The sequence below is a fragment of the Bacillus sp. NPDC094106 genome (assembly GCF_044764345.1).
Taxonomy (GTDB): domain Bacteria; phylum Bacillota; class Bacilli; order Bacillales; family Bacillaceae_G; genus Bacillus_A.
Window position 1 is genome coordinate 438,850 of record NZ_JBIWHY010000001.1, and the last position, 13,283, is coordinate 452,132.

Sequence of the window (13,283 nt, forward strand, 5' to 3'; positions counted from 1 at the left end):
TAAATTTTGAGGTGAGAGTGATCCTACTAATTCATGCGGGATAAATGAATACACAGTCATTATATTTATTTATATGATATATATAGAATTCTATATTATTCCAAAAAGAATGAAAAGGTGAAATTTTCAGTTTTTAATCACTACATATCGATAACTCGATTCAAGATAATAAATTGAAAAACTTTTAAAATTTGTATTCTTTAATGTGTGAACCTTACTCATTTACATATTACATTTAAACATATGAATATAATATTATAAACTTCTTAAAAAGATAATAAGAAATAGTAAAGAAATGGTAAAGAAAAATTAATTCCCCCAAAAAACCTTCCATCTATTCATTAAGTGATTCCCTATAAACTTCAGGATAACTCTGTAACAAAAAAGATGAGATGAATATGATTCATCTCATCTTTTGCTTAACTTCTCTACATCTTCTTAATGAAATCCCCAATCTTCAATTGAAAAACATAGTCAAAGTTATATTCTTGTCCAGTTAACTCTTCATTCACTAAAATTGTTGTCGCTCCTACTTCTCTTTTGGAAATTTGCGGGAACGATGCAACCGGCTGTACTTTCAACGAAGTTCCCATAACAAGTAATACATCTGTTTCATATATACGTTTAATTGCATTTTGATATTGCGGCAATGTGTCACCATATAAAACCACATCTGGATTCAAAATGAAATTACACTTTTCACATCGTGGTACTTCATGATCTATCATATATTGTAAATCATATTTTGCCTGGCATTTTGGACAATGTGCTGTTTGAAGTGTGCCATGTAAATCAATAACATGCTTACTACCACCTAATTGATGAAGACCATCAATATTTTGTGTGAGCACTGTAATATCTTTTCCCTGTTCTTCTAATCTCGCTAAAAATTTATGCCCGCGATTCGGTTTATATTGATGAAATGTGTTAATTTGAAATATTTCTTTATAATGCTTCCAAAATTCTTTTGGGTTACGGTTATAGTATCCTCTTGATAAATACATCTCTACGTTTGCATCTGCATATAAGCCATTTGCTGAGCGAAAATCAGGAATTCCGCTTTCGGTACTAGCACCAGCACCCGTTAACACTGTAATTTTATTTGCCTTTTCTATAACAGAACGAACTTCTTCGTATTGCTGCATAACTCTCACCTCTATGTATATTTCTTCCTTCATTATACCAGTTGTCCATAGAAGGTGTTCTATATTTGTTTAATGTGTTGCCCCGCCGCATTCTACAATATCTTTTTCTACCTCTAGCGCAACCTCAATTAATAATGCAATGCCCTTTGTAATGGTAGAAAGTGACATGCTTGGGTGTCCGGAATGATTACTTGCTTGTTCTGGTAAAAACGGAATATGTACAAAACCACCGCGTGCCTCATTTTCACTTTTCGCTAATATATGCATAAGCCCATAAAAAAGATGATTACAAACAAAAGTACCCGCAGTTTGCGAAACAGATGCTGGAATCCCTTCTGCACGAAGTTTCTTTACAATAGCTTTCAGTGGAAGAGTAGACCAATAAGCAACTGGTCCTTCTTCTACAACAGGTATATCAACGGGTTGATTTCCTTCATTATCAGCAATTCTTGCATCATCAATATTAATCGCTATACGCTCCACTGTAATATCGGCTCGCCCTCCAGCTTGTCCAATACAAATAATAATCGCTGGCTTAAGTTCATCTATATATGACTGTAATATTTGTATGGACTTATGAAATACAGTTGGAACTTGTTTACTAACAATCTTATACTCTCCAAATTCTTTCTCGTTAAGCTGCTTTGCAACTTCCCAAGCTGGATTAATATCCTCTCCGCCAAAAGGCTCAAAACCAGTTAATAGTACCGTTTTCATTTTCACCACTCCCTGCTAGAATCGATATACAAGCCCATACATAATAAACATATTAATTACAAAGATTGTGATGGCAATCGGTGCTTGTGCTTTAATTACTGCATTTTTATCTTTTAATTCTAATAACATCGCCGGCACAATATTAAAGTTTGCTGCCATCGGTGTCAGCAATGTTCCGCAGTACCCTGCGAACATACCAAGCGCTGCCATAATCGCTGGATTTCCCCCATGCATTTGAACGATAAGAGGTAAACCAATCCCGCCTGTAATAACCGCAAAGGCAGCAAACGCATTCCCCATTACAATTGTAAACAACATCATGCCCAAGCAATATGCCATAACAGCAACAAATGGATATTCTGTCGGCAATACTTGTCCTACTAAATCAGAGACAACTTGACCAACACCAGACTTTGCAAAAATCCCGCCAAGCACGGCTAACATTTGTGGTAAAATAACTGCCCAGCCAACAGCTTGCAACAATCTACTACCTTCTTGTACAGGTGCTGTTATCTTCGCCTTTGTAATCCCCATTGCTGCTACAAACGCGAGCAATGCTCCAAGTGCTAAAGCAATTAATGTAACTTTCTCAGGATCAACAAGAGATACATTTCCAAACTTGATTTTCCCTAATGTTAACGTACCGATAATTGTAAAAATAGGTATTAAAATAGCTGGCATAAAAATTTTATTTCCTAGTTTTTCTGCATGTTTCACACGTTCCTCGGCAGGTGCTTCTTTCTCATTAGATTTTGTCACCTTATTTAAAGACGCTAAAACAACCATCGCTAACACTATACAGCCGATATAAAATGATGGAATGATCTTTCCAAATAAAAATGTAATAGAGAATAATGCCCAAAATAAACTGGAACCAAGTCGATTTGGATGCTGACGATCAAAAGCAACACGAATTGCAACAAAAGCAACAATGATACCTAGTATATAATAAATTGTATCCAGTGTAATAAGCTTCATCCTATATCGCCTCCTTATCTTGACGCTCTTCCTTTTTCATAACCGCTGCAATATGTTTATCAAGCTGTCTAAATCGAATCCAACTTACAATACAAGCTGAGAGTGCTGTCGGGATTCCCCAAAGCGCCATATCCCATACACCAACATGCATTCCTACAGAATCAAAGAATCCTTTCATTAATAAAATTGCTCCTGTTGCAATGAAAATATCTTCTCCAAAAAACCATGCTGTATTTTCGGCTGCCGCAGCATTCGCTTTAATCTTTTCTTTCAATTTTTCAGGAAGTTTTCCATAACGGCCTTGCGCGGCTCCTTCTGCCATTGGTGCAACAAGAGGTCTTACTGTTTGTGCATGTCCACCAACATTAAGTCCTATTGCCGCTGAAGCCTCACGAATTGTAAAATATGACATCAGTACTTTTCCAGTTGTAGCACCTTTAGATTTTGTTATTAAAGCTTCTGCTCTTTCCTTCAATCCATATCGTTCTAATATTCCTATTACAGGAAGAGTCAATAAAATTGGCATAGACATATATCGATTTTCTACGAAAAATTTTCCAAACATGCTAATGACATCATAAAAACTCATCCCCGAAACCATACCAGTAACAACTCCTGCCACCATAACAACTAACAGTGTATTCAGACGAAATAAAAAACCAACAGCTACAAGCAATATCCCAATTAATTTCAACATCTATGTATGACCCCCTTATTCTATTTTGGTGCACAAATGGAAACACCTTTTAATCGAAATGTTCTGTATATTCTCTCTGCAAATTGAACTGCTTTCTCCCCATCACCGTGCAAACAAATTGTTTTTGCATGTAAAGCTACAATGGTGCCATCAACTGCTTGTACATGTCCTTCTTGCACCATTTGCAGCACCTGCTCAATTGCCCGATCTTCATTTTTGATAAGCGCATTTTCTTCTGTACGACTCGTTAATGTTCCATCCGATTGATATGTACGATCAGCAAATGCTTCCTGCACGAGATTTAGTTCATATTTTTCAGCAGCTTGTATAAATGCACTATTTGCTAATCCATACAAAAACAGCTCTGGATTCATACGATGAATTGCTTTTGCAATTGCATCCGCAATCTTTTGATCCTTGGCTGCCATATTATATAGTGCACCATGCGGTTTTACATGGTGCATTCTTCCTCCTGCCGCCCTTACAAATCCATCTAATGCTCCTATTTGATATAAAACATAATCATATACTTCATCTGGTGAAACATGCATCGTTCTTCTCCCAAATCCAACTAAATCTGGAAAGCCAGGATGTGCACCTATTGCCACATTATTTCTCAGTGCTTTTTCAACGGTTTGACGCATAACAGTTGGATCACCAGCGTGAAAACCGCATGCAATATTTACAGATGAAACAAACGGAAGAATTGCATCATCATTTCCTATTTTATATGCACCAAATCCTTCTCCTAAATCACAATTCAAATCAACGGTAACCATGTTTCATTTCTCCTCCTACTCTATCCTTGTAAGGCAATGAATCTCTTTAATAGACTTAAATCTTGTTCTTGCTCTATATAAAGCTTCTCTGCTTCTGCTATAGAAATTTTTGCAAACGAGACATAGTCCCCAGGCTTTAATTGTGCAAGAATTGGTAAATCCACCGATATCACATTGCCCATTCGCGGATATCCACCTGTTGTTTGTCGATCAGCCATTAAAATAATAGGATGACCACCAGATGGTACTTGAATTGTTCCGAATGTAACTGCACTGGATAAAACTTCAGATTCTTCTATTCTCTTCAGATTCTCACCTTCTAGCCTATACCCCATTCGATCAGCATAATTAGATACTTTATACTCTTTTGTAAAAAATGATTCTAAACTTTCCTTCTTAAATTGGTTCCATTCAAAATCTGTGATGACTCGGATAACTGGATGAAGACTATACTTTGGTAAAACGTGACCACATATTCCCCACCTCGTTTTTATCCTTTCTTCATCTAGCAATTTCTTTATCATACAAGTAGCAAATTGGGATGGTATACCAATTTGAAAACGGTCGCCCTTTTTAAGCGCTCTTCCTTCTATACCACCTATAGCAGCACGCACATATGTACTTTTACTACCCATACTACTTGCAACATCGATTCCACCTGCAAATGCTACGTATGTTCTGCATCCAAGCTGCGCTTTTCCGAAGCAAAGCATACTACCTTCTTTTGCTACAATTGGCCGCCATAATGGAATTGCCTCTCCATTTAACAAAGGTTCCATATTCGCACCACCAATTGCTAACAATGTTGTTTTTTTGATTAGAATTTTCGGCCCCATAACCGTAATCTCTAATCCAGCTTCACCCTCTTCATTTCCAACTAACATATTTATGACCCTTAGTGCTGTTGGGTCCATAGCTCCGCCAACAGGTACACCATATTGTTGATACTGGTATCTCCCTAAATCTTGAACTGTTGTAAACATTCCAGCATGTAAAACCTCAGCATTCATTTCTTATCCCCCTCTAAGATTAAATATTCTTCCTCTGTTATTGGGATAAAACGCAAATACATGCCGCTTTGTACATATGTAGGAGGATCTTCACCTGGCCTGAATAAAGAAACTGGCGTTCGGCCGATAATGTTCCAGCCACCTGGTGTTTCCAGTGGATATATTCCTGTTTGACTTCCACCAATTCCTACTGAACCAGACACTATTTGTAAACGCGGTGTTTGTTTTCTCGGGGTTTCTAACTCTTTCGGCATACCGCCTAAATAGGGAAAACCAGGCGTAAATCCTAACATGTAAACAAAATAAGTCGCTTCACTATGAATACGAATTACGTCTTCTACCTGCAGTTCGTGATATGCTGCAACTTCTTCTAAATCGGGTCCATACTGCCCTCCGTAACAAACCGGAATAGAAATGTGATTGCGCTTCGTTTTCTCATTGTTTTTGCTATGATAAAATAAACCACTAATGTATTCACATACATAATCATAAGGTGCTATGTTTCTTTCATTTTGCTTCCATAATGCGTACAAATCATAATAAACTGTTAAAGAAGCAAAAGATGGCACACATTCAATCACTCCTACAAACGGACTCTGTTTTAATGATTGAAATAATTCTTGTACTTTCTCATATATATCCATATGAATACTTTCCCCAAATGTAACGACTACTGCTTGATCTCCTAAAGCTGAAAATTTCATCGTTCCCCTTCTTTCTCTTCCCTCCAGCCAAGTTCTTTTGAAATTTGGTACGCTGTTTCCTTTATTTCTGTAATAAACTTTGGAATAGTTGCTTCGTTATACTCTATCGCTAATCCTGAAATACTAATCCCAGCTATTACTCTTCCATCACTTGCAAAAACAGGCGCTGCAATTGCAGCAGTATGATTTTCAAGTTCAGAATAACTAATTGTATAGCCTTGTTTTTTCGCCGTTTGTAACAGCTTCAATAATTGTTCTTTATTCAATATTGTTCCATCTGCAAATCTTTCTAATTTCGTTTCCTCAATATACTTCCTTTGATCTTCTTCTGAAAAATGGGAAAGTAAAATTCGAGGGCATGCTCCAGCATATAAAGGAGCTCTCTTTCCAATCTCTGTATATACTCGAACCGGTTGATCCCCATCCATTTTTTCAATATAAATAGCATCATTACCGTCTTGAATAATTAAATTCACAGCTTGACCAAGAGTATCTCTAAGCTGTTTCATATAAGGCTTTGCAATGTTTCGTACTGATAATCGTTGCGACACCAGTTGGCCAAACCGTAAAAATACGAAACCGAGTTGATAACTTCCTCTTATTGTTTTTTGTAAAAAGCCCATTTCTTCAAGCGAACCAATTAAGCGATACACAGATGTCTTTGGCATTCCTGTAAGCTGAACCATCTCTGTTAACGTCAACTCTTCATGTTCATAAAACAGTTCTAAAATATCCATCGTTTTTACTGCTGTTTTATTTATACTCATCTTAACTCCCCTAAATTCCGAAATATGGAACATGAATTCCGTTTTTTGAAACATATGTATAATTTAAAATTATAAAATATTCTTTTTATTTAAACAATATTTTTTCAATAAAAAAAAGCATTGAAAAAATATCAATGCTTTTCACTCTTCAGTTACTGCAACGTTCTTACATGTTGTAGTGGCCAAAATACAGCTTCACCTTTTCCGACAATTTGATCCTCAGAAATAAAACCAAACATGCGGCTATCTTTTGAAACTTGGCGATTATCTCCTAATACAAACACTTGACCTTCAGGTACTTTTGTTTTCCCCGTTTTTTGTTCTAATGTAAAATCAGGAGTTAAATTCCCTGATGATATTTTCGCTTTATAATCTGCTAAATATGGCTCATCAACAGCTTTTCCATTTACATATAAAACATCATTTTTATACTCAATTGTATCGCCCGGCAAACCAATTACTCGTTTTACTAAGTCATATCCTTCTTTTCCATGAAAGACGATAATATCAAAACGATTCAATCCTTGTATATTGTAACCAATTTTATTGACAATAACGCGCTCATCATTTTCTAAAGTAGGCATCATGGATTCACCTTGTACGAGTGAAGGAGTAAATAAAATACCACGCACTACAAAAGCGAGTCCTAATGTAATACCTAGTGTCTTAATCCATGAAATGATTTCTTTTTTCTTGTTTTTCTCCATCTTTTTCCCTCTTCCCTAGCACTATGATTATTTTGTTAATTTCACTAGAACTTGTACAGATTTTTGATCAATTTCAGTAAAACAAGATTTTTCTTCTCGAACAGCAGTACCAACGTGCGCTTGTGTAATCCCTGTTTCATTCAGCAATTGTTGTATATTCTCTTTTGTCACACCACTGCCGACAATTAACTCAATATTCCCTTGACTTTCTCTTTTCATTTCAGACAACACAGAAATATTCTCTACTATATCTCCGTGACCACCTGAAGTTAAAATATGAGTTACCTTATCAAAATTTCGAAGTATCTTTACCGCTCCTACTAAATCATCTACCTCATCTATAGCGCGGTGAAATGTCACATTGACTCCATTTACAACAGATAATAGATCTGCTAATTTCCCTTCATCAATTTGATTCTGTTCATTTAAAACACCTAACACAACGCCCGCTGCGCCAAGTTCCTGTGCAATTTGTATATCTTCTTTCATCATTTCAATTTCTTCTTTTGTGTATATAAACGACTTAGCGTGTGGACGAATCATAACATGGATCGGTATGTTTACTGCCTTCACTGCTTCTTTTATAAAAGCATAACTTGGCGTTAATCCACCTTCTGTATATGCTGAAATAAGCTCAATTCGATTCCCACCAGCTTTTTCAATTCGCCGCACATCTTCTAAGCATGTTGCAATTACTTCTAGCATGAAACTACCTCTTTTCGTACTTTCCCTCATTATACAGTAGCCCAAACCAGAAGCCTAGCTTTCTCATATAAAACATAAAAAAGAAGATAGAAAAGAAAGATTTTAAAATCCCTGTAAAACCTCAAAAACAAAAATCTTTTTATCATTATAAACAAATTTCAAAGATAAAGTAAAACTTTAATCGGTGGGGATGAAGAAAATCCCCACTATTAACCCTCAACAATCGGGCTTTTACGGGCGGTAATATAGGAAAACAAAGGGAGAATACAAGTGCGGATCATAACAGCGACTTATATGTTGAAATGTATATAGTATAGGCATTCTTGCATTAACCGTGGGTACTGAAAAATTCTCTTAAAAAAGAAAAAGAAGATCACTTCCCACTATATATGAGGTATCTTCTTTTAAATTTCTGTATATTGATAAAAATTCTATTATTCACTCAACGTAGACGCTTTTTCAGCAACCTTCATTAACCTAATAAGTTTTTTGCCATTTGCTACAACAAATTATGGATTTTCATGTATACCGTTTTTACACACTTATCTTTTATCAATTTTTGCAGCAATTCGATTTCCAATAAATTGGACAGACTGGACAAGAATAACAAGCATAAGGACTGTAACAACCATAACGTCGGTTTGGAAACGATAATATCCAAAACGAATTGCTAAATCACCAATACCTCCGCCTCCGACAACACCTGCCATAGCAGAATAGGAAATAAAACTTACTGTTAAAACAGTTAAACTTAATACAAGACCCGAACGCGCTTCAACGAGTAACACTTTCCGTACAATTTGAAGCGGCGTCGCTCCCATTGCTTCCGCAGCTTCAATTACTCCTTTTGGCACTTCACGTAATGCCTGTTCTACAAGTCTTGCAAAATAAGGAATTGCTGCTACTGATAAAGGAATCGTTGCAGCAATCGGACCAATTGTCGTTCCTAATATCGCCCGTGTAAGAGGCACAAGAGCCACTAGTAATATAATAAATGGGAACGAGCGAATAATATTTACAATCCCGTTTAAAACGCGATGAACCATGTTCTGTTCCAGAATCTGTCCTTTACTTGTAAAATATAAAATAACACCTAAAGGAACGCCTAAAATAATTGCTGCTCCAACAGAGAGTCCAACCATTAACAATGTTTGCAAAAGTGATGTCCCAATCTCTGGAAGCAATGGAATAATGTTATTGAACATGTGCAATGCCTCCTTCTTGCTCTACACCTAATAAGAGTTTCGCAATTTCTGATGTTGGTTTTAATTGTTGATCATATAAATCAAATGATTCAACAACTTCTCCCTCTTCCATTATTGCGACTTTATTACAAATTTGTTTAATGACATTCATTTCATGCGTTACGATTACGATTGTAACGCCTAATTCTCTATTGATCTTTTGTAAAAATTGCAAGATAGAACGTGTCGTTTTCGGATCAAGCGCCGATGTTGGTTCATCACAAAGTAATACTTTTGGATTATTTGCCAATGCACGAGCAATTGCTACCCGTTGCTTTTGTCCGCCACTTAGTTGCGCGGGGAAATGATGCGCTTTATCACTTAAACCGACAATCTCTAAGCATTCTCTTACACGATTTTCTCTTTCTTCTTTCGAAACTGATTTTAACTCTAATGGTAAAGCGACATTATCTAATACATTTTTATTATGAAGAAGATGAAAATGCTGAAAAATCATACCGATTGATTGTCTTGCCGTTCGTAAATTTTTCTTAGATAACTTTGTTAAATCTTCGCCGTTCACAATGACTGCACCTGAATCTGGCTTTTCCAACAAATTCATTGTACGTAATAATGTAGACTTTCCAGCACCACTTAATCCAGCAATCCCATATATATCATATTCTTCAATTTGCAAAGAGACTGATTTTACACCGTGAAATAAACCTTCTTTCGTTTGAAAGGTTTTATTTATATCACGTAACGTGATCATTTCACTCACTCCTTTTCATTTGATTTAAAAGCATCGTCCGCTATTAATGAGAGCGTTACATCATCCATCGGAGGGTTGTGCAAACCAGCTCGAACATTCAAATAATAGCGGTGTAATGGATTTGTTTCAGATAAGCTTTTCGCCCCTACAATTCGCATTGCTTTATCAACAACCGATATTGCTGCGTTTGTCGCAATATATTTTGCTGCTGCTAATTCCGCTTGTAATGATTGCTTATCTTCTATCTCATCATATTTTTTTGCGACTTGATATAAAAACGTACGAGCTTGCAAGAGTTCTAGCTCTAACTCTCCTACTAATCTTCTAACATTAGGGAGTAAGCTAATTGGATGGCTTAAACTATTCGGTTGATACGATTTTGCAAAATCAATTGCATAATTTCTTGCGGACTGTGCAATTCCTAAATAGCATGCTGGTATATGAAGTAACCATCCAATTCCTTTTGGTTTCGTCTTTGAACCCTTTATATCAGTAAAGTACTTATTAGCAATCTCTACATTCTGTAATACAAGATCATGACTAGCCGTTCCGCGCATTGCAACACTATCCCATGTTTCTTCAATAAAGACACCTTTTTCATGTCTTGGAATTACAAATTCTCCAATTTCTTCTCGTCCTTCTATGCTGGCTGATATGATGAAATAATCAAGTACAGGAGCCATCGTTGTAAAAGTCTTTCTTCCGTTTATTATCCACTTATCACCTTTTTGTACCGCTAACGTTTCTGGTTTTCCTCCACGCGTAGGACTTCCTGTATTTCGTTCTGTTGCAGCTCGGTTAAAAAGCGCACCTTTTTTTACCTCTTCACAAAACCAAGAAAACATGTCAGGTTTCCACGATCGATTTTCAGCAAGTTCCTTCACAATTCCAAGATGCCATCCAATTGATAAAGCTGTCGCGCCATCTCCTTCTGCAATTTTTTCTTGAAATAAAACAAAATCATATAAAGAAATAGCCTCGCCTCCAACATCTTTTGGGAGTGTTAGTTTTGTATAGCCAATATTCTGTAAATCTTTAATATTTTCAAAAGGAAAAGAACCAAGCTCACTTAGCTGATACTCTCTTCCTGCAAACTGTGGAATTAATTCCTTTAGCTTCTCTAACACAAGAAGTTGTTCTTCTGTTTCTACAAATGAGATTGCCATATTGAGGCCTCCTTTTACTTTAAATAATCAGGTAACACAAAACCTTTAAACTGTTCTTCAGATTGAATCATTTTTTTAAATTCTGGTGAATGATATGCCTCAATTAAATCTTTAACAAATGGTTTCTCTTTATCTTCATCGCGAACTGTAACAATGATTCGGTGTTGAGATGGTGTTTTTTCTAATTCAAGTGCTTCTTTTAATTTATGTCCAGATGAAATAACAAGATTTCCGTTAATAATACCGTAATCTAGATCCTTCATAGCTCGTGGAATTTGCGGCGATTCAAGTGGAACAAGTTTGAAATTTTTCTTTTTATACGTCACGTCTTTTTCAGAAATCGTTAAAATATTTATATGGTCCTTTAACTTCACCCAACCAATTCCTTCTAGAATGCGTAATGCACGCTCTAAATTAACTGGATCATTTGGCACCCCTATTTTCATACCATCTTCCAAATCATCTAGTGATTTATGTTTTTCAGAATATACACCTTGGGGTGCTGAAGGAACTTGTATTACCCCTGTAATTTTCGCATTATTTTCTTTTGCGTAAGATTCCATAAAAGCGGTGCTTTGAAATATATTTGCATCAATATCTTTATTTGTTAACGCTGGATTTGTTTCGTTTGGTGAATTAAACTCAACAATTTTAACTTTATACCCCTTTTTCTCTAAGTACGGCTGTACTGCTTTTTTCACTTGATCACTATACGGACCAGGTGTAAACCCTAAGCGAATTTCTTTTCGGTCTCCCGCTGATGTTTGTGTGCAACCAGTAATAACAAACAAACTACATACAATACTTACAAGTGCAAAAAATAAACGCTTCATCCCTTTTCCCCTCCTAATAAAAAACAACCTTACATATAAGAAGGTTGTCATTTTTTCCCCTCTTATCTACTCGGAATTAGCACCTTGTCATTCTTTTTCAGGTTGCTGAAGTTTCATTGGGCCGTTCCCTCCACTTCTCTCGATAAGATTATATTGGATTGTTGTTCCTATTGTGTCACTATTCCGATGAAAATACAAGGTTTTTTTACGTTTTTTTCTATAATATGCAAAAGAAAGAAAACCTCAATTTCGCCCCGCTATTTAAACGACTTTATTTTAAATTAAACAACTTTATTATCGCTGCACAATTAGAATAGTGAAAAGTCGCTTTTCCTTAGCGTATAGGAAATCGTTTTTTTCTTGTCGAAATTTACTTAGCGTACGGTGATCATGTATTTTTAAGAATAACGGGGGAATATATAGAAAATGCTACATAAATAGGAAGTTTGATCAACTAAGGGGGGACAACCTTGTTCAATCATATAGTAAAAGCTGTACCCAATTTATTTACGATCGGAAATTTATTGTGCGGTGTTTTTTCAATTACCTTGAATATAAGTGGCTTTTTAGAAGTATCCTCCATTTTTATTTTCTTTTCGGCTGTTTTAGACCTTCTTGATGGAAGAATTGCGAGAAAATTAAAAGTGAACAGTGAGTTTGGCGTAGAATTGGATTCCTTAGCTGATATTGTTAGTTTCGGAGTTGCTCCTGCACTTCTATTTCATTCGATAGCAACACCATCTTTTTTAACTTCTTTGGCATTTATCCTTTTCCCAACGATGGGTGCTTTAAGATTAGCTAAATTTAGTGTTAAACCAACTATTGGATATTTTATGGGATTACCTATTCCAGCTGCTGGATTACCACTGGCTGGTATGGGGTTGTTTTCATATAGCAATGCATGGATTACCTTAATCCTCGCTCTCTTAATGGTAAGTCCAATTAGATTTAAAAAACTTTAATTTGGATCCCGCCCCATCACCATCAAAACTTTATGGAATATCGTTTATTTGAGTAAGGCTATAGAAGTATTAAAGAGTAAGTATGATTGAGGAATTGTGGATTTGAAACAAAGTCGCACCGTTTATAAAAAAGATGTGCTGTTTAAAATAAATTTTG

Annotated in this window: 15 protein-coding genes and 1 riboswitch; of the genes, 1 reads left to right on the plus strand and 14 read right to left on the minus strand. The window is 36.0% G+C overall.

Going from position 1 to position 13,283, the window contains the following annotated elements; all coding sequences use genetic code 11:
* Positions 1-428: 428 nt before the first annotated feature.
* From ACIQ7L_RS02435 to ACIQ7L_RS02500, 14 genes are all read right to left on the minus strand, one after another.
* Positions 429-1,145, minus strand: a complete 717-nt coding sequence (locus ACIQ7L_RS02435; RefSeq protein ID WP_400566159.1) for an NAD-dependent protein deacylase — start codon at positions 1,143-1,145, stop codon at positions 429-431.
* Between the two features lie 69 nt (positions 1,146-1,214).
* Positions 1,215-1,862 (minus strand): pyroglutamyl-peptidase I, encoded by a 648-nt coding sequence (gene pcp / locus ACIQ7L_RS02440; RefSeq protein WP_400566161.1) that lies wholly within the window; start codon positions 1,860-1,862, stop codon positions 1,215-1,217.
* Between the two features lie 15 nt (positions 1,863-1,877).
* Positions 1,878-2,840 (minus strand): DUF979 domain-containing protein, encoded by a 963-nt coding sequence (locus tag ACIQ7L_RS02445; RefSeq protein ID WP_400566164.1) that lies wholly within the window; start codon positions 2,838-2,840, stop codon positions 1,878-1,880.
* A 1-nt stretch (position 2,841) separates the two neighbouring features.
* Positions 2,842-3,537 carry a DUF969 domain-containing protein gene (locus ACIQ7L_RS02450; RefSeq protein ID WP_400566167.1) on the minus strand — a complete coding sequence of 232 codons (696 nt, stop codon included), beginning with the start codon at positions 3,535-3,537 and terminating at the stop codon, positions 2,842-2,844.
* 20 nt (positions 3,538-3,557) lie between these two features.
* On the minus strand, positions 3,558-4,316 hold the full coding sequence (gene pxpA, locus ACIQ7L_RS02455) for a 5-oxoprolinase subunit PxpA (RefSeq protein WP_400566169.1): 759 nt from the start codon (positions 4,314-4,316) through the stop codon (positions 3,558-3,560).
* A 20-nt stretch (positions 4,317-4,336) separates the two neighbouring features.
* Positions 4,337-5,326, minus strand: a complete 990-nt coding sequence (locus tag ACIQ7L_RS02460) for a 5-oxoprolinase subunit C family protein (RefSeq protein ID WP_400566172.1) — start codon at positions 5,324-5,326, stop codon at positions 4,337-4,339.
* Complete coding sequence (gene pxpB, locus ACIQ7L_RS02465; RefSeq protein ID WP_400566175.1) at positions 5,323-6,030, minus strand: 5-oxoprolinase subunit PxpB; 708 nt, start codon at positions 6,028-6,030, stop codon at positions 5,323-5,325. Before pxpB ends, ACIQ7L_RS02460 begins: the two co-directional genes overlap by 4 nt.
* Positions 6,027-6,797 carry an IclR family transcriptional regulator gene (locus ACIQ7L_RS02470; protein ID WP_400566177.1) on the minus strand — a complete coding sequence of 257 codons (771 nt, stop codon included), beginning with the start codon at positions 6,795-6,797 and terminating at the stop codon, positions 6,027-6,029. The genes pxpB and ACIQ7L_RS02470 overlap by 4 nt, the downstream gene beginning before the upstream one ends.
* Before the next feature lie 152 nt (positions 6,798-6,949).
* Entirely contained in the window at positions 6,950-7,504 is a 555-nt protein-coding gene (gene lepB, locus ACIQ7L_RS02475; protein ID WP_400566179.1) for a signal peptidase I, read from the minus strand.
* Between the two features lie 27 nt (positions 7,505-7,531).
* On the minus strand, positions 7,532-8,209 hold the full coding sequence (locus ACIQ7L_RS02480) for a copper homeostasis protein CutC (RefSeq protein WP_400566182.1): 678 nt from the start codon (positions 8,207-8,209) through the stop codon (positions 7,532-7,534).
* Positions 8,210-8,751: 542 nt separating this feature from the next.
* On the minus strand, positions 8,752-9,414 hold the full coding sequence (locus tag ACIQ7L_RS02485; RefSeq protein WP_400566183.1) for a methionine ABC transporter permease: 663 nt from the start codon (positions 9,412-9,414) through the stop codon (positions 8,752-8,754).
* Entirely contained in the window at positions 9,404-10,165 is a 762-nt protein-coding gene (locus tag ACIQ7L_RS02490; protein WP_400566185.1) for a methionine ABC transporter ATP-binding protein, read from the minus strand. Before ACIQ7L_RS02490 ends, ACIQ7L_RS02485 begins: the two co-directional genes overlap by 11 nt.
* 5 nt (positions 10,166-10,170) lie before the next feature.
* Positions 10,171-11,331 carry an acyl-CoA dehydrogenase family protein gene (locus ACIQ7L_RS02495; RefSeq protein WP_400566188.1) on the minus strand — a complete coding sequence of 387 codons (1,161 nt, stop codon included), beginning with the start codon at positions 11,329-11,331 and terminating at the stop codon, positions 10,171-10,173.
* A gap of 14 nt (positions 11,332-11,345) precedes the next feature.
* Positions 11,346-12,164 (minus strand): MetQ/NlpA family ABC transporter substrate-binding protein, encoded by an 819-nt coding sequence (locus ACIQ7L_RS02500; protein ID WP_400566190.1) that lies wholly within the window; start codon positions 12,162-12,164, stop codon positions 11,346-11,348.
* A 59-nt stretch (positions 12,165-12,223) separates the two neighbouring features.
* Positions 12,224-12,313: riboswitch (SAM riboswitch) on the minus strand.
* A 321-nt stretch (positions 12,314-12,634) separates the two neighbouring features.
* Here ACIQ7L_RS02500 and pssA point away from each other — a divergent pair.
* Entirely contained in the window at positions 12,635-13,126 is a 492-nt protein-coding gene (gene pssA, locus ACIQ7L_RS02505) for a CDP-diacylglycerol--serine O-phosphatidyltransferase (RefSeq protein ID WP_400566191.1), read from the plus strand.
* The last annotated feature ends 157 nt before the right edge of the window (positions 13,127-13,283 follow it).